Origin of the sequence: Verrucomicrobium spinosum DSM 4136 = JCM 18804, assembly GCF_000172155.1 — a bacterium.
GTDB classification, from domain to species: domain Bacteria; phylum Verrucomicrobiota; class Verrucomicrobiia; order Verrucomicrobiales; family Verrucomicrobiaceae; genus Verrucomicrobium; species Verrucomicrobium spinosum.
This window is the reverse complement of sequence record NZ_ABIZ01000001.1, coordinates 6332362-6349645: the sequence shown is the minus strand read 5'-3', so window position 1 is coordinate 6349645 and position 17284 is coordinate 6332362. Positions and strand designations below refer to the sequence as shown.

The window sequence follows — 17284 nt, the reverse complement described above, 5'->3', positions numbered from 1 at the left end:
CGCAGCAGTCTGAATAGAGATGCATGCCCCATCTGCCAACCTCACGCCTGCTGGTGGCAGGCAGGGTTTTGGCTGGGTGGACTTGGTGGTGATGCTGGCCCTGCTGGGGCTGTTGTGGAGTGTGCTCCACTTTGGCAGGGGTATGTGGGTGCATTTTGACGAGGCCAAGGCTCCACCCCTGGACACCTCTGTCTGGAACATTCCCTACTACGCGGGGCGCACGCTGTTGCGCATGTGGATGGCCTTTGCCTGCTCCCTGGTCTTTACCTTTGTGGTGGGGTATGCGGCTGCGAAAAATCGCGTGGCCCGGGCTGTGATCCTGCCTGCGCTGGATGTGCTGCAGTCCGTGCCCGTGCTGGGGTTTCTCTCCGCCACGGTCACCGGTTTCATGGCGTTGTTTCCTGGAAGCCTGTTTGGGGTCGAGTGCGCGTGCATCTTTGCCATCTTTACCGGCCAGGTCTGGAACATGACCTTTGGCTTTTACAACTCCCTGGTGACGATACCTGCAGACATGGAGGAGGCGGCTTCCACGTATGGGCTGAACCGCTGGCAGCGCTTCACCACGGTGCAGCTCCCTGCCTCCATGCACAGCCTGATCTTCAACTCCATGATGTCCTTTGGCGGGGGGTGGTTCTTTGTGGCGCAGAGCGAGGCCATCAGCGTCATGAACAAGAACATCAAGCTGCCGGGGCTGGGTTCCTACATGGCTTCGGCGGTGGAAACGGGCGACAACCGGGCGGCCCTGTGGGCGGTTGCGGCGATGTTGCTCATCATTCTGGCCAGTGACCAACTGGTCTGGCGGCCGCTGCTCGCCTGGGCGGACAAGTACAGGATGGAGCTGACGGAGTCCGGCTCGCCACCCCGTTCCTGGCTCTATGACCTGCTCAGGAGGGCGTATGTCTTTGAGTGGTTCAACCACCGCCTTGAGCCCCTGTGTGACTGGATCCGTCATCTGACCTTCCGCCTGACGACCGTGGAACCTTCGAGACCGCAATCGCGGGTGCCGATGGGGTCTCTGGTGGTGCGGGGATTGGGGCTCGTCGTGCTGGCGTGGGTGGGGAGCAAATGCGCCACTGGCCTGGTGGCGGCGGTTGTGAACGTTAGAGACCATGTTTCTCCGGCTCAAATGGGAAACATCGCGATGGCGGGCCTGTTCACGTTGCTGCGAGTGTTGGTGATGACCACCCTGGCCACGCTGATCTGGGTGCCAGTGGGGGTCTGGATTGGCTTGCGGCCTGGGGTGGCGCGGTTTGCCCAGCCTTTGGCTCAGATGGCAGCTTCCTTTCCGGTGAACATGACCTTCCCCTTTGTGGTGGGCTTCTATGTGGCCTGGCACATTCCCATGGGCTGGGGGAGCATCTTCCTCATGGCCATGGGCACCCAGTGGTACATCCTCTTCAATGTGGTGGCCGGGGCGATGGCGATTCCCAACGACCTCAAGGAAGCGGCGCGAACTTATGGGCTCCGTGGTTGGAACCTGTGGCGCACATTGATCCTGCCTGCCATTTTTCCCTATTGGGTGACGGGTGCCTGCACCGCAGCCGGAGGTGCCTGGAACGCGAGCATCGTCGCCGAACTGGCGACTTGGGGACCAACACAGCTCAAGGCGAATGGGCTGGGGGCCACTCTTGCCGAGGCCACCCACCAGGGAGACAAGCCTGTCATCATCTGCAGCATCGCGATGATGTCTCTCTTCGTCGTACTGATGAACCGCGTGCTCTGGCGGAGACTCTACCGCCTCGCGGAGCGCCGTTTCCGCCTTGATTGAACCCTGCCATGAATGCGACTTCTGCCTTCCTGCCGTCTGATGCGGGTCCCGCCCGTCCAGTTATCGCGGAGCTTTGCAACATCTCCAAGACCTTCAATCTGGCGGGAGGCCGGGAACTCAAGGTGCTGGACCAGATTGACCTGGCGGTGCATGAGGGTGAGCTCCTCGCCCTGCTGGGCCAGTCAGGATCTGGCAAGTCGACCATCTTGCGATGCCTCACCGGACTGGCGGAGCCCAGCACCGGGAGGGTGCTCTGCTACGGGGAGCGGCTCAAGGGGATCAATCCCAATGCGTCCATCGTTTTCCAGACGTTTGCCCTCTATCCCTGGCTCACGGTGGAGCAGAATGTGGCGGTGGGGCTCATGTCCCGCCGCATGACTCGGGCTGAAAAGGCCATCGCGGTAGAGAAGGCCATCGAGACCATTGGTCTAAGCAACTACCACACGGCCTATCCGCGGGAGCTCTCTGGTGGCATGCGTCAGCGGGTGGGCATCGCCCGGGCTCTTGTCTCCCAGCCAAAGATTCTGTGCCTTGATGAGGCATTCAGTGCCCTGGACGTCCTCACGGCGGAGAACCTGCGCCAGGAGATGATCGGCCTCTGGCAGAAGAAGGACTCCGGGCTGAAAAGCATTTTCATGGTCACTCACAACATTGAGGAGGCCGTGGAGATGGCCACCCGGATCTGCATTCTCTTTCCCCGTCCCGGCAGACTGGGCCTGGTTTTGGAGAACAACCTGCCCTATCCGCGGGATTCGCGGGATCCGGAGTTCCAACGGCTTGTGGCCACAATTCACGAAACCATCACCACCCTTACACTGCCAGACCTGCCGCCTGAGCCGCTTCTGGTTTCAGGCCGGCCAGTGTCCCGGGCGCGCAGCCGCATGGAATCCATACCCCTGGTGCCGGTGGGCCAGATTCTCGGCCTGCTCAGCATCCTGAGGGACTCTCCAGATTTCACAAACATCTACGACATCTCCAATGAGATTGGCCGTGAGTTCTGGGAAACTATCTCCCTGGTGAAGGCGGCGGAGATCCTGGAGCTGGTGGACACGCCGAAAAACGATGTGTACCTCACCGAACTGGGGTTGAAATTCCTGGCAGCCGACCGGGAGGGGCGAAAGAAGATTTTCTCCGACCAGGTGTACAAGCTCAGGCTGTTTCACATCGTGATTGAATACCTCAAGCTGGAGGATGAGGTGGAGGCCGAACGTATCCTCAAGGACATTGCCACCGCTCTGCCCTACGACAATCCGGAGAAGATCCTCCAGACGATGATCGCCTGGGGGCGCTATGCGGGGATCATGGACTACAATGCAAACTCGCAGACTGTGTTTGTCCCGCTGGACGAGGCCGAAGAGAAGGAGGCGTGAACCCAACGGGACAATTCGCCGTCCCGTTTGCCGGAGACGGCAAGATCACCCGTGGGGCGGGCGTTCTTTTTGCCTGCCAACCTGCAGGCCGCCCTTTTTTTGCGCTTTCAACCGCACGCGGGAAGGGCAAGAATGCGGGCTGGCCCCATCCCTCGTTTCGCATTTCTCATTCGTTCATTCCTTCCTTCATGAGCACCTGCAACACCTCGTCTGCCATCCCTTCTTTGCCTCCTGGCGCAAGTCTCCCCGTGGCGCGTCCCCGCATCCTCAAGGTCATCTCATTGGGGGCCCTTTCCTTGCTGGCCTTTGTCGGAGCGTCCCTTGCGGAGAGCACTGTCGCCCCTGTGGTGCAGGGCACCGTGCTCGTCACCAACAAAGGGGACCGCACGCTATCGTTGATCGATCCCAAGACCAATAAACAAATCGCGGTGGTGCCGGAAGAGGGGATCACCGGGCATGAGGTGTCAGCTTCGGCGGACGGCAAGCTGGCGTTTGTCCCCATCTTTGGGAACTCGGGCGTGGGCAAGCCGGGCACGGATGGCCAGCTCATTCGCGTGATCGATCTGGAAAAGAAGGCCATTGTGGCGACGATCGACTTTGGCAAAGGGGTGCGGCCGCACTGCCCGATCACCTGCGAGAAGACGGGGCTGCTCTACGTAACCACAGAGCTGGAGAACTCGGTGGCCGTCATTGATCCCAAGACTTTCAAGATTCTAGGCTCCGTGCCGACGGGACATCCTGAGTCCCACATGCTGACCGTTTCCAAAGACGGCAAGCGCGGCTACACGGCGAATGTGGAATCCGGCACGGTCTCGGTGCTGGATCTGGAGGCCCGGAAGCTCCTCACCAGCATCAAGGTGGCACCGCGTACCCAGCGCATCTCCCTGTCTGTGGATGACAAGCTGGCCTTTACCTCGGATCAGGTGCAGCCGCTCCTGGTGGTGGTGGACACCGCGACGAACACGGTAAAGAACAGCATTCCTCTGCCGGACTACGGCTATGGCACAGCGGCCACCCCTGATGGCAAAACCCTGCTGGTGACCATCATCAACCGCAACCTGGTGGTGGAAGTGGATCTGGCCACCATGAAGCTGGGCCGTGCCGTGGACGTGCCCGCCGCTCCCCAGGCATTGATTGTCAGCCCCGATGGAGCCAAGGCCTATGTGTCTTGTGACGCCAGCGCCCAGGTGGCGGTGATCGATCTAAAAGCGTGGAAGGTGGAGTCGTTGGTGGATGTGGGCAAGGTGGCTGATGGTCTGGCCTGGGCGAAGAAATAGCCTGAGGCGCCCGCCTCTAAGAGTCTATGATGCCAGCCTCGAGACGGGGTTGGCATTTTTTTCGTCGCTTGACATCCAATTGCAAAAGTGAATACGTATTCAGGAACGTGAATACTCATTCACAGCTACAGACAGCCGATCGCCGGACCCGGGAACGGGAAAGGAAGATCGAGGGGCTGCTGTCGGCAGCGGCGCAGGAATTTGCGGCGAAGGGCTACCATCGCACCTCCATGGAGGATATTGCCCGAGCTGCGGAATATGCCACCGGTGCGATCTATCGTTACTTCTCCGGAAAGGAGGACCTCTTCATGGGGCTGCTGGAGCGACAGATGTCTGGCGTGACGCGCCATGTTCAAGAGGCGGTGAAGGCCGCGGCGGGTCCGCATGAGGCACTGCGAGTGGTGGTGGAGTCTCAGGTTGAGTATGCGAGCCGCGATATCAGCCTCATCCAGATTTATTTCTCGGAAGGGGTGGAGGTGATGAAGGAGCCCGCCTCGCAGAAGCGGCTGGAGGCCCTGAGAAACAGGTTTGAATCCTGGCTCGCTGCCCGCATTGCGGCAGGGCAGAGGGCAGGTGAGTTCCGTCCGGGGGATCCCCGGCTCTTTACCATGGTCATCCAGGGGATGGTCGTGGCCTTGTTTCGCCAGTGGGCGTCAGGGCTGCTGTCACCCAAATCGTGGAAGGCCCAGGCCCGGTTTGTGTCCGAATGTGCGCTCCGTTCCATCTCCCGATCCACTCCTCCATGAAACTCAAAGCAGTTCCCCACCTGGCGGCAGTCTTGACCGCTGCCGTGTTATTCCCCGCCTGTGGGAAAAAAAAGCAGCAGACCATGGCTCCGCCGCCCCCGGCTGTGATCGTGGCCCAGACGATCCAGCGAACGGTGCCCATTTTTGTAGATAGCGTGGCGCAGACGCAGGCGGCGGCCACGGTGGAGATCCGGGCGCGAGTGCAGGGGTTTCTCACCCAGGCACCCTTCCGGGAAGGGGGGCTGGTGAAGAAAGGGGATCTGCTGTTTGAGATTGACCCCAAGCCCTACGAAGCCGCAGTGGAGCAGGCGAGGGCAAATGTCGCCAAAGCTGAAGCCACTGCGGAAAGAGCCCGGGCGGATGCCAAACGGCTGGTGCCTCTGGTAAAGCAGAATGCGATCTCCCAGCAGGATCTGGACACGGCCAATGCCAATGCCCGGGTGGCAGACTCCGAGGTGCTGGCCTTGAAGGCGGCCCTGACCTCCGCAGAACTCAGCCTGGGGTACACGGTGATGAGGGCCCCGTTTGACGGGATCATCGGAGCCCGCCTCGTGGATGTAGGAAACTATGTGGGCAGCAGCTCTGACACCATGCTGCTGGCTGTGGTGTCCATCGTGGATCCCATGCGGGTGCAGTTCAACGTGCCGGAGGGGAACTACATCCGCTTTCAACGCCGGTTCATGGGGGATGACGAGGCGCGGGAAAAACACAGCGCGGCCATGCAGTTCCGCCTGCTTCTCAGTGATGGCACAACTTATGAGCATATCGGCAAATTTGAGTTTGCGGATCGTGCACTGGATGCCAAGGCGGGAACGCTGAAAATTGTGGTGTCCTTCCCGAATGCCGAAGGCCTTCTCAAGCCGGGCCAGTTTGGCCGGGTGCGGGCTATGACGGAGGAGCGGCCGGATGTGGTGCTGGTGCCTCAGCGGGCGGTGGTAAACACACAGAGCGTACAGTCGGTGATGGTGGTGGGCGAGGGCAACAAGGTCGAGCAGCGCTCCATCGTGGCCAAGGACCGGTTTGAAGATTATTTCATCGTCACGAACGGACTCAAGCCAGGCGAAAGAGTGGTGGTGGAAGGGCTGCAAAAAGCAAGGGCTGGCATGGTCGTGAACCCGCAACAGGCCAGCACGGACGAGGGGGGCAAGCCTGCTCCGCCGACTGCACCCGCTCCAGGGAAAGCGCCGGAGGCCGCCCCTGTCCCACCCTCTGCACCCGCGGCTCCCTCGGGAGAGAAACCGGCAGCGAACGACGGCAAGTAACATCCACCTTCACCGGAGACCACCATGGCCCAGTTCTTCATCAACCGTCGCGTGTTCGCGATGGTCATCTCGATTTTGATCCTGCTGGTAGGCTGGCTGGGGTTGCGCTCGCTGCCCATCGCCCGCTACCCCGACATGACGCCCCCCACCATTCAGGTGACCGCCACCTACCCGGGGGCGAGCTCGAAGGTGGTGGAGGAGACGGTCACCACCCCGCTGGAGCAGGAAATCAACGGCGCGGAGGACATGCTCTACATGTCCAGCGGAAGCACCAGTGATGGCCAGAGCTCCATCAAGGTGACGTTCAAGGTGGGCAAGAACATCGACGATGCAGCCGTGGATGTGCAGAACCGCGTGGCCCGGGCCCAGCCCAAACTGCCCACGGATGTGACAAAAAACGGCATCACCGTGACCAAGCAGTCTCCAGACATGCTGCTGGTCTTTGCTCTCAGCTCACCAGACGGCACCTATGATGACCTCTTTCTCAACAACTACGCCTTCCTGAATCTGCAGTCTGAGCTTGCCCGTGTGCAAGGGGTGGGGGCGGTCCAGATTTTCACACAGAAGGACTACTCCATGCGGGTCTGGCTCCAGCCGGACAAGCTGGCCAAACTGGGGCTGACTGCCAATGATGTCTCCAAGGCGCTGGCCGAGCAAAACGTGCAGGCGGCGGCAGGGCAGATCGGTGCGCCGCCAGCGGAGAAAGGCACGGAATTCCAGTTCTCCGTGAATGTGAAGGGCCGGCTCGTGCAGCCGGATGAGTTCGGGGAAATTGTGCTGACCACGCTGGCGGACGGCACCGTAGTACGGCTGCGAGACGTGGCCCGGACGGAACTGGGGGGCAAGGATTACGCGAGCTTCGGTCGCATCAATGGCTCTCCGGCAGCGCTCATAGGGATTTTCCAGCTCCCCACCGCGAACGCGCTGGATACCGCAGAGGCCTGCAAGAAGCGCATGAATGAGCTGGCCACCGCCTTCCCGAGCGGGATGGAGGTGAAGGTGAGCTTCGACACGACACTGTTTGTGACGGCGTCGATTGAGGAAGTGATTCACACCCTGGCGGAGGCCTTTGTGCTGGTGGTCGTGGTGGTGTTTATCTTCCTGGGCAACTGGCGCGCCACCCTGATCCCCATGCTGGCGGTGCCGGTGTCTCTTATCGGGACATTCGCCATCTTCGGACCGCTCGGTTTCACCATCAACACCCTCACCCTGTTCGCCATGGTGCTTGCCATCGGTCTGGTGGTGGATGACGCCATCGTGGTGGTGGAGGCGGTGGAGCACCATATCGAGAAGGGGTTGAGCCCGCTGGCCGCCACACGCAAGGCCATGCACGAGGTGTCGGGGCCGGTCATCGCCATTGCCCTGGTATTGTGTTCTGTTTTTGTGCCGGTGTCATTCATGGGCGGCATCACAGGCAAGCTCTACCAGCAGTTTGCGATCACCCTTTCCGTGTCGGTGATGTTGTCCGCGCTGGTGGCATTGACTCTGACCCCGGCACTCTGCGTGATGCTGCTGCGCCACCGGGAGCCGCCCAGGGGTCCCCTGGGGCGGGGGTTGGCTGCGTTCAACCGCTGGTTTGACCGCGTCACCGGGCACTATGTAAGCATCTGCCGCTGGCTTATCCGCTATGCGGTCATCGCCCTCGTGCTGCTGGCAGGGCTTTACGCCGGAACCTTTGGATTGCTGAAACAACTTCCCACCTCCTTCCTGCCTGATGAGGACATGGGCTACCTGTTTGTGATCACCACGCTGCCTGATGGAGCCTCTCAGGAGAGGACAGACAAGGTGCTCCGGAAGGTGGAGGACATCCTCGCGAAGACGCCTGGGGTCAGCGATGTGATCACGATCGGCAGTCTGAACCTCCTGAGTGGGGCGCGCAGTTCCAATGCCGGGGTTTGCATTGTCTCGCTGAAGGACTGGAAGGAGCGGCCCGACCCGTCTGAGCAGGTGGCACAAATCGTTCCTGCCATCTATGCCAAGGTGAGCCAGATCCCGGAAGCAATGATCATCCCGACCTCGCCCCCGCCGATTCAGGGGCTGGGCAATGCCGGGGGCGTGCAGTTTGAACTACAGGACCGGAGCGGCCGCTCCCCCGAAGAATTGCAGGAGGTCTCCAACAAAATGCTGGCTGCCGCGTCCCAGCGGCCGGATCTGGCGCGGGTGTTCTCTTTCTACAGCACGCAGGTGCCGCAGACTTTTGTGGATCTGGATCGCGACAAGATCAAGACGTTGGGCGTACCCTTGGACAGCGTCTTTGGCGCCCTGCAGAGCTATCTGGGTGGGCTGTATGTGAATGATCTCACCCTCTTTGGCCGCAGCTTCCAGGTGAAGGTGCAGGCAGAGCCGGCCTATCGCATGGTGCCGGAGGACATCTACAACATCTACGTGCGCAGCGCAGACGGGAGCATGGTGCCCTTCAGCACCTTCGCCAAGGTGGAGTCCAGCACCGGCGCGGATCTGCTGCCTCACTTCAACCTCTACCGGACCTCGGAAATAACGGCCACCGGGGCTCCTGGAGTGAGTTCAGGCCAGGTCATTGAGGCGATGGAAGAGCTGGCCAAGGAAAACCTTCCGGACGGCTACGGCTACGAATGGACGGGCACGGCTCTGCAGGAAAAACAGGCGGCCGGACAGCAGGGCATCATTCTAGGTCTGGCTCTCTTGTTCGTCTTCCTTGTGCTGGCTGCCCAGTATGAAAGCTGGGCTGTGCCCTTTGCGGTCCTTTTTGGCCTGCCCATTGGCGTATTCGGAGCCTTCTTCGGTGCTTGGATGCGGGGGCTGACCAATGATGTGTACGTGCAGATCGGTCTGGTGATGCTCATTGGTCTGGCGGCGAAGAACGCCATTCTGATTGTGGAGTTTGCCAAGGTGCGGCGGGAAGCTGGCATGGGCATTGAGGAGGCAGCGCTGGAAGGGGCGAAGCTCCGGCTGAGGCCGATCATCATGACCTCCCTGGCCTTCATCCTGGGGGTGGTGCCTCTGGTGCTCTCTTCCGGGGCCGGTGCAGCCAGCCGACAGAGTTTGGGTACGGCGGTGTGTTTTGGCATGACTGCCGCCACCTTGATCGGAGTCTTCTTCATCCCGTGGCTCTATAAGGAGGTCCAGACTCTGGCGGAAAAGATCTCTGGACCGCCGAAAAAGGAGGCGGAGGCGGAGACGCCCTCCGCGGCGGTGCCAGGGCATGCAGGCTAGATGACGGAGTTGTCCCCGGCTTCTGCTGTGAGAAAGGCGAAGCCGGGATGCCAGGGGGAGTCGCAGGGGGCTGTCGCCACATTGGCGAAAGAATACCAGGGGAGGGGCTGGTGACTCGTTCAGGGGCAGGTGGATTCGGATGAAACGACTGCACCCAGTTGCGCGTTGGCATGCGATTTCCGTCCAAGTGAGAGTGCGCGGGCCATCGGGCCCTCGCGCTCCCCAAACCCCCATTTGACGCATGACCCTTCTATCCAGCATGCCCCTCCAGGCCCACGCCAATCCTGTGGTAGGGATGGCGCAATTCCTCTACCTTGATTCCACCGACTCTGATGTGCTGAAGGCAGCGTCCTTCGCCAATCGCCATCTGGATGGATTCCGCCGCAGTGATCCTGACGAACCGGAGGCGGATCATGCCTATCGCGTGGCCAATATTGTTCACAACGTCCTCTTGCTGGATGCTCCCGAGTATTCAGTGGTGGCCCTGCTGCATGATGTGCTGGAGAAGACTCCCACAGACCCCGGTCTGGTGGAGGCCGTTTTCGGTACCAGTGTGGCCTTGGCAGTGCAGGCTCTCACCCGTCAGGAAGAGATGCCTGAAGCTGACTACATCACCCAGGTGCTGCAAGGCTCGGATGTGGCAGTGGCGGTGAAGGTGGCAGATCTGATGGACAATCTAATTGCCCGGCTCCACTCGCCCGACCTGATCCACACCATCGAGAACGCCATTTTGTTCCTCGAAGCCATGAAACGTGCTCCTTTGCCTGTGAATCTCCGGGTGGCGCGGCAGATGCTGGCAAATACCATCCTGCAGGTAAAGCCGTAAACGGGGCCATGCACCCTGCGAGTCTATCTCCTGATCCTCTTGGGGTGAGGGAGGACGGTCAAGCCCCGCCGGTGTCGGCGGGGCCTGACTGCCTGAGGGGCTCATTCAGGCGCGGAGGTGAAGACAGTCAGGCTCCGTGCCGGGAGATTGACCTCAGCTCCGCTCACGAAATTCTCCCTTGGCACGCGGTCGCAGGTGGTAAGACGGAAGGTCCAGTCCCCTGTGCCGTCTGTGGCGGGCAACACCATGGTGAGATCTTCATAGTGCCCGTTGATCAGTACGAGCACGGTATTGCTCCTTAGCAGGGAGCCGTCCTCGTGCTTCAACTGCAGGGCGGCTCCGGGCAGAAGCATGCCGAAGCATCGGGTGAATCCTGCCTCCCAGTCCCTTCCTTCCATTTCCCTGCCTTCAGGGTTCCACCAGATGACGTCCTTGGGCAGATTGGGGCCATGGGACTGTCCGGTGAGGAAGTACTTGCGGGAGAGGACGGCTTCCTCCCGACGCAGAGCGATGACGCTGCGGGTGAAGTCCCGCATCTCGACCGCGTCGTCCTGCCAGTCCCAGGACAGCCAGGTCAGTTCATTGTCCTGGCAGTAGGTGTTGTTGTTGCCTTGCTGGGTGTGCCAGCGTTCGTCCCCGGCCACGAGCATGGGGGCACCCTGCGAGAGGAAGAGGGTGGCGATGAAGTTTTTGGCCTGTTGTTTCCTGAGTGCCTGCACCTCCGGCGGGGCGGGGTCACCCTCATGTCCGCAGTTCCAGCTCTCGTTATCGTTGGCTCCGTCGCGGTTGTCCTCCCCGTTGCGCTCATTGTGCTTGTCATTGTAGCTCACCAGATCGCGCAGGCAGAAGCCATCGTGGGCAGTGATGAAGTTGATGCTGGCCTGGGGATGCCGTCCGCTATGGTTGTAGAGATCCGCGCTGCCGCTGAAGCGGAAGGCGGCGTCGTTGGCGACATCCACGCCTTTCCAGAAGCGGCGGATCTGGTCGCGATAGCGGCCGTTCCACTCCGCCCATCCTGTGGGGTAGTTGCCCACCTGGTAGCCGCCCATGCCGATATCCCAGGGTTCGGCGATGAGCTTGACCTGGCTGAGCACGGGATCCTGGCCGATGGCATCAAAGAAGGATCCATGCTTGTCCCAGCCATGCGCCTCACGGGCCAGGGCGCTGGCCAGGTCAAAGCGGAAGCCATCCACATGCATCTCCGTCACCCAGTAGCGGAGGCTGTCCATCACGAGCCGGAGTCCGGCGGGGTTCATGGTGTTGACAGTGTTTCCGCAGCCGGTGAAGTCTTCGCAGTAGCGGGCGGAGGCCGGTGAGAGCCGGTAATAAGAGGCGTTGTCCAGCCCGCGCAAAGAGAGGGTGGGCCCGCGCTGGCTGCCTTCCGCAGTGTGATTGTACACGACATCCAGTATCACCTCCAGCCCGGCTTGATGAAGCCGTTTCACCATGCCTTTGAATTCGCGCATGGCTTCATGGGGATCACGGGAGGCGGCGTATTCCGGCTCAAAGGCAAAGAAAGAGAGTGTGTTGTAGCCCCAATAGTTCGTCCGGCCGTTCTCCAGGAGGAAGGCGTCATCCAGGTGGTGGTGCACCGGCAAAAGCTCCACCGTGGTGATGCCCAGATCCTTCAGGAACCGGATGGCCTGATCTGAAGCGAGGCCAGCGTAAGTGCCGCGAAGATGTTCCGGAAGGGCGGCCAGGTTCTTGGTAAAACCCTTCACGTGGGCCTCATAGATGACGGTCTCCCTCCAGGGCACGCGGGGCGGTTCGTCGCCCCCCCAGTCGAAGCGTGTGTCCATCACCATGCCCAGAGGCGCCAGATGCGCAGAGTTTTTCCGGTCAATGCTCAGGTCCTCCCTGGCAGCCCCGGTACGGTAGCCGAAGAGGGAGGGGCCCCAGCGGACCATGGGTCGACCTATGGCCTTGGCATAGGGGTCAAGCAGGACCTTTTGGGGGTTGAACCGGTGGCCCATCTCGGGCTCATAGGGACCGTGCGCCCGGTAGCCATACACCTGGCCGGCCTTGACGCCGGGAACAAAGCCGTGCCAGACGTGATCCGTGCACTCGGGCAGGGAGATGCGCGTCTCCCGTTGTAGCTTGGGCCCATCGAAGAGGCACAGCTCCATGCGGGTGGCATGAGCGGAGTAGATGGCAAAATTGGTGCCGTCCAGTCCGGCAGTGGCACCTAGTGGGAAGTGGATTCCGGGACGGATGGGAGATCGAGTAGGGAACATAGGAGAATAGTCGGCCATTGGGGTTGTCCACAGGGCTATCGGAGCAATCCCCGAAAACGGTCGGATGAATTCCAGCAGGGCTCATTTCCGGGGCTTGGGCTCTCGCCCTTTCTACTCCCGGCCATGGTCACGTAGTGACGCGATTCGGAAGCATGAAATCATGGCCCTGCAATCTCGTGGCTGGCACCCTGCTCCTCATTTCCGGTGCATGCAATGTCTGCGTGGCCCAGGTGCCTGAGTTCTATTATACTGCGGAGACTGAGTCCATGCTCAGGCTACAGGTGTTTCTGGATCGGGCTGGCTATGGGCCGGGGAAGATCGACGGCAAAGGCGGCCTGTTCACGCAGACCGCCCGTGAGATTTACGAGCGAGTCCACGGCCCCGTACCCCGGCAGGAACCCGAGGTGGATGCCACCACTGCGAGTGTGGGTCCAGAGGGGTCATCAGCCCTCACACACTATGTGGTGACCAAGGAGGATGCGGCTCTGGTGGGGGATGTCCCGGCAAAGCCGGAGGATCAGGCGGAACGGGAGTGGTTGCCGTATGCCAGCCTGGTCGAGGCGGTGGCTGAGAAGTTCCACTGCGACGAGAAATTTTTCCGCCAGCTCAACGGGGGCAAGACAGATGCTCTCAAGGAAGGTGATGAGGTGCTGGTTCCCAAGGTGGAGCCCTTTGACGTTAACACGGTGAAGACTTTTGCACCCGGCCATGCCATGCCCGAGGGACAGGGGAAAACGCTGGTGCGAGTGCTCAGCAGCAACAACATGCTGGAGGTGGTTCAAGGAGACAAGATTGCCGCGGCGTTCCCCGTGACAATTGGCTCAACGGAAACCGGCACGCCGACGGGGATCTGGACGATCGAGGGCATGGAGAGGTTTCCCAAGTTCCGTCGCGACGAAAAGATGCTCAAAGAAGGGGAGCGCAGCGGTAAGTTCCTGATGATTCCGCCCGGCCCCAACAATGATGTGGGAGTGATCTGGATTGAGCTGGATCGCAAAGGCTTGGGCATCCACGGGACCAAGGCCCCGGACTCGATCGGCCGGGCAGACAGCCATGGGTGCATCCGTCTTGCCAACTGGGATGTCCTTCGCCTCGCCGGTCTGGTCAAGGCCGGGGTGAAGGTGGAGGTGAAGTAGGAGGCGTTAAAGGTTACAAGGGTTGGGGGTTGGAAGGTGGTGGAGTTTCGTTTTCAACCTTGTTCTGGCAGGCGGTGGGTTCGTTGAATTAACTCTCGGACCCGGGAGATGCGCGGACCGAAGACGGGGTGCTTGGCGAAGGTGGAAAGCGGGTGATCCAGCCGCTCGTTCCAAGTCTCTGTGCCATAGCTTCCGGGGAGGTTGAATCGTTGTGGAGTGCCGAGGAGGTCGCTGCTCATGAGCACGGTGAGGTCGCACGGAGTCTTGAAGAGTGCCTCCTGGAGGGCCAGGAGGAGTTCATCCGTCAGCGTGTCGGGTGCTGGTGCCGACCATCCGGCGAAGCCCAGCAGGTTTGCAAGATCCTTGGCGGCATCACCATGGAGATCTGCCTTGGCCCCGGCTTGAAGGTGCTCATACAGCGCGGCCAGGGGGGCATGGTCATGGTTGGCATAGGCCCCCAGGCTGGGGCGGCGGTAGGTGGAGGGAGGCAGAAGCGTGCGGTCGTCGGTGCGTTCAAGTTGGGGGAAGACGAGATTGGCCACCCCCAGGTCATCCAGCGTGCGGCGCATGTAGTCCGGCATGTTTCCCATGATCTCTGCGATGAGATGCATTTCCCCCGCAGCCTCCTTCATCACGGAGATGATCTCATGGCCCTGCAGCTCGTTCATGCGGGCGCTGACGGGATCTTCATCCGGGCCGGGGACAAACCGGGGCATGCGTCCCCCAGTACGGCGGAGCACCTCATCGTCGGTTAACGTCGCGAACTCCGTATGCCGGGCTCCGCCAGCCCAGGGGAACATGTAGGCCCGGAAGTAACCCCTGAGATGATCCAGCCGGCAGATGTGAAAGAACTGGCGCTCCGAGGCGATGCGCCCACGGAGCCAGGCGAAGCCGCTGGATCGGTGGTTCTCCCACCGGTAAGGCGGAAGCCCCCAGTTCTGGCCCCACCGCTCGGAGTCCTTGTTGGTATCGAAGTACACGATGGGTCTCGTCCCCATGTTCCACTCCACATCGAACAGCTCTGGACTGGCCCACACATCGACACTGGATTTTGAGACGCCGAAGGACATTTCTCCCATGAGCATCACGCCACAGGCGTCTGCATGGCGGCGGACCTCCTGCCACTGACGCCAGGCCACCCACTGCACATAGGCGAAACCCTGGCGCAGCTCGGTGAGATACCGCCGCTCCGGGTGGGACTCGAACCACCCTTCAGCAGCCTCTACCCGGTGGTGCTCCGGCCGCCACTGGGTCCAGTTCGGATTGCCCTCATATTCCCGGATGAGCAGGCGGTACAGGGTGTAAACCGGCAGCCAGTCTGCCGCATTCTTCTGAAATTCCTCGAACTCATGCCAGAGGTCGACATTCTCCGCCTGCGCAGCCTTGAAACGATGAAACGCGGCCAGTAGAATGTGCAACTTCAAGAGTTGCACCGTGTGGTGTTTCACTGTCCCTTCGCGGAGTTGTGCCAGCCAGGCACCCGGTGCGAAGTGGCTGAGCACGCCGTCCGTGAGCCCCGGTACATTGGCTGGAGAGAGGTCCAGCAGGGCTGGGGAGAGTGCGCGGGATGAAATGGGGTTGTAGGGACTGTGGTCGCCAATCGTCTCATGAATGGGAAGGGTCTGCAGCACCGCGAGGCGATTCTCTTTGCAGAAAGTCACGGCTTCTTTCATGGCCAGAGTGTCGCCGATGCCAAAGTCATTGGCGTGACGGAGGGCGAAGACGGGCACGAGGAGTCCCGCGAGATTCTTGTTGAAGGTGGGGGCGGACATTTTCCAGAAGGTCGGTTTGGCGGCAGGGAAGAGCTGCCCATCCCCTGGCTCAAATGAGGCTTGAGCAGGCAGCCTGACCAAAAGGTTCGGGCGAAAGGCCACTTTCGCGCTTTGTCACTCAATGACAGTACCATCGACGTTTTGGAAACAGCCGGCGTGGCAGGGGCACACGAATCCCCATTAAAAAGGAGGATCTTATGTCTGCTGCCACTGCTTGTGAAACCTGCGGGAATGTCTATGACAAGGCCTTCGAAGTCGTCATCGCTGGCGAGCGCCATACCTTTGACAGTTTTGAATGCGCCATCCACGCGCTTGCGCCCCAGTGCAGCCATTGTGGCTGCCGAATCGTCGGTCATGGGCTTGAGTCAGAAGATGGCATCTATTGCTGCGCCCACTGTGCCAAGCATGCCGGTGAGCAGGGGCTGAAGGACCGGGTGTGACCTTCGCTCCCTCTTCGTTTCTGCCGTGATCAGGCACCGGCTCCGGCCAGAGCCGGATCTGCAAACGATACCAATGCCGCCGGGAGGGGGAAGCTCACGGTGGCGAGTGCCCCTCCTTGGGTGGAATTGCTGATGGAGAAAGTGGCACCAATGCGGTCTGCGGTGCGCTTGGCGGCGGCGAGTCCCAGGCCGAGGGCCGCTGCATCAGACTGGTCCTGACCTCGCACGTAGGGGTGGAACGGTTCCTTTAAATAATCATCCGGAAACCCTGCCCCGTTGTCCTCGACCTGGAAGAGAACCTGCCCATTGTTGCGGTTGATGGTTACCTGGATCATGCCGTCTCTGGGGGTGTGATGGATGGCATTGGAGAGGAGGGCATCTACAATCTGTCTCACTGCGAAAGGGGAGGCCGCTACCAGCGGCTCCTGCGAAGGGCTGGTGATGCGCATGTCCACACATTTGCGCTTGGCTGTGAGATACCAGCGGCCGGCCAGGGTCTCCAGGTTCGAGGTGATTTGTTCCGTGTTGGCGGAAGAGTCATGAAGACCTGCCTGCTCCCGCGATTGCTTGTGCAGAAAGCGTTCTACGGAGGTGAGCATGGATTCCACCTGGGCGTTCGCCTCCATGGCCAGCGATGTCTCCCCCGGGCGATGGAGTCCAGCGATTTTTTTTGTCAGCAGGGCAATGTGCTGGAGAGGCTGATGCCACTCCTCTGCGATCATGCCGAGTGTGCGATTGTGCTCCATAAGATGCGCCTCATGACGGCGCTGGGCCTGCACCAGTTGCACATGCGTGAGCACGCGGGCAAGCAACTCGGCTTTGTTAAACGGTTTGGCGATGTAGTCCACACCCCCAGTTTCAAATCCGCGTACAATGGAAGACTGATCGGCACTGCCCGAGAGGAACACCACAGGGACATGGCTTGTAGCCCGGTTGCTCTTGATCTGACGGCATACTTCAAAGCCGTCCATCTCCGGCATGATCACATCCAGAAGAATGAGGTCGGGGATCTTGGTCGCGAGGCAGTTCAGGGCCTCCCGGCCTCCCGAGGCGGTAATGACCTCAAATCCACGATGCGTGAGCAGATTGGTCACCATTTGGAGGTTCCGGACCTGATCATCCACCACCAGTACCAATCCGCTAATCGCCACGCCTGAAGACAAGACCTGCATGATCGTTTATCGCAAAGTGTCCGATGGGTGATCGTAGGCAAATGAGAGTGCTATTCAGAAACTCTTGAGCCGTCATCGAGGGCTACCGG

The 17284-nt window shown here is 60.7% G+C and carries 12 protein-coding genes; 9 read left to right on the top strand and 3 right to left on the bottom strand.

The window, feature by feature from the left end; translation table 11 throughout:
* Nucleotides 1–19: 19 nt before the first annotated feature.
* From VSP_RS25915 to VSP_RS40050, 7 genes are all read left to right on the top strand, one after another.
* Complete coding sequence (locus VSP_RS25915; protein ID WP_009964366.1) at nt 20–1768, top strand: ABC transporter permease; 1749 nt, start codon at nt 20–22, stop codon at nt 1766–1768.
* A gap of 8 nt (nt 1769–1776) precedes the next feature.
* The gene (locus tag VSP_RS25910) at nt 1777–3138 is read left to right on the top strand and encodes an ABC transporter ATP-binding protein (RefSeq protein WP_009964365.1); all 1362 of its coding nucleotides are present in this window, start codon (nt 1777–1779) and stop codon (nt 3136–3138) included.
* 188 nt (nt 3139–3326) lie between these two features.
* Nucleotides 3327–4415, top strand: coding sequence for a YncE family protein (locus VSP_RS37455; RefSeq protein ID WP_157211066.1), 1089 nt, complete (start codon nt 3327–3329; stop codon nt 4413–4415).
* Nucleotides 4416–4522: 107 nt separating this feature from the next.
* Entirely contained in the window at nt 4523–5161 is a 639-nt protein-coding gene (locus VSP_RS25900) for a TetR/AcrR family transcriptional regulator (RefSeq protein WP_009964363.1), read from the top strand.
* Nucleotides 5158–6423 carry an efflux RND transporter periplasmic adaptor subunit gene (locus VSP_RS37450; protein ID WP_009964362.1) on the top strand — a complete coding sequence of 422 codons (1266 nt, stop codon included), beginning with the start codon at nt 5158–5160 and terminating at the stop codon, nt 6421–6423. The genes VSP_RS25900 and VSP_RS37450 overlap by 4 nt, the downstream gene beginning before the upstream one ends.
* Before the next feature lie 24 nt (nt 6424–6447).
* The gene (locus VSP_RS25890; protein ID WP_009964361.1) at nt 6448–9615 is read left to right on the top strand and encodes an efflux RND transporter permease subunit; all 3168 of its coding nucleotides are present in this window, start codon (nt 6448–6450) and stop codon (nt 9613–9615) included.
* Nucleotides 9616–9856: 241 nt separating this feature from the next.
* Entirely contained in the window at nt 9857–10441 is a 585-nt protein-coding gene (locus VSP_RS40050; protein ID WP_053332391.1) for an HD domain-containing protein, read from the top strand.
* A gap of 101 nt (nt 10442–10542) precedes the next feature.
* On the opposite strand, the gene glgX is transcribed toward VSP_RS40050, so the two are convergent.
* Nucleotides 10543–12675 carry a glycogen debranching protein GlgX gene (glgX, locus tag VSP_RS25880; RefSeq protein ID WP_009964358.1) on the bottom strand — a complete coding sequence of 711 codons (2133 nt, stop codon included), beginning with the start codon at nt 12673–12675 and terminating at the stop codon, nt 10543–10545.
* A gap of 152 nt (nt 12676–12827) precedes the next feature.
* Between glgX and VSP_RS37440 the strand changes: the two genes are divergently transcribed.
* Entirely contained in the window at nt 12828–13811 is a 984-nt protein-coding gene (locus tag VSP_RS37440) for a L,D-transpeptidase (protein WP_009964356.1), read from the top strand.
* Nucleotides 13812–13864: 53 nt separating this feature from the next.
* On the opposite strand, the gene VSP_RS25870 is transcribed toward VSP_RS37440, so the two are convergent.
* A complete protein-coding gene (locus VSP_RS25870) occupies nt 13865–15583 on the bottom strand; it encodes a 4-alpha-glucanotransferase (RefSeq protein WP_157211065.1) in 1719 nt (572 codons plus the stop codon).
* A 197-nt stretch (nt 15584–15780) separates the two neighbouring features.
* On the opposite strand from VSP_RS25870, the gene VSP_RS25865 reads away from it, so the two are divergent.
* On the top strand, nt 15781–16023 hold the full coding sequence (locus VSP_RS25865; protein WP_009964354.1) for a hypothetical protein: 243 nt from the start codon (nt 15781–15783) through the stop codon (nt 16021–16023).
* 29 nt (nt 16024–16052) lie between these two features.
* On the opposite strand, the gene VSP_RS25860 is transcribed toward VSP_RS25865, so the two are convergent.
* Complete coding sequence (locus VSP_RS25860) at nt 16053–17195, bottom strand: ATP-binding response regulator (protein ID WP_009964353.1); 1143 nt, start codon at nt 17193–17195, stop codon at nt 16053–16055.
* Nucleotides 17196–17284 lie beyond the last annotated feature (89 nt).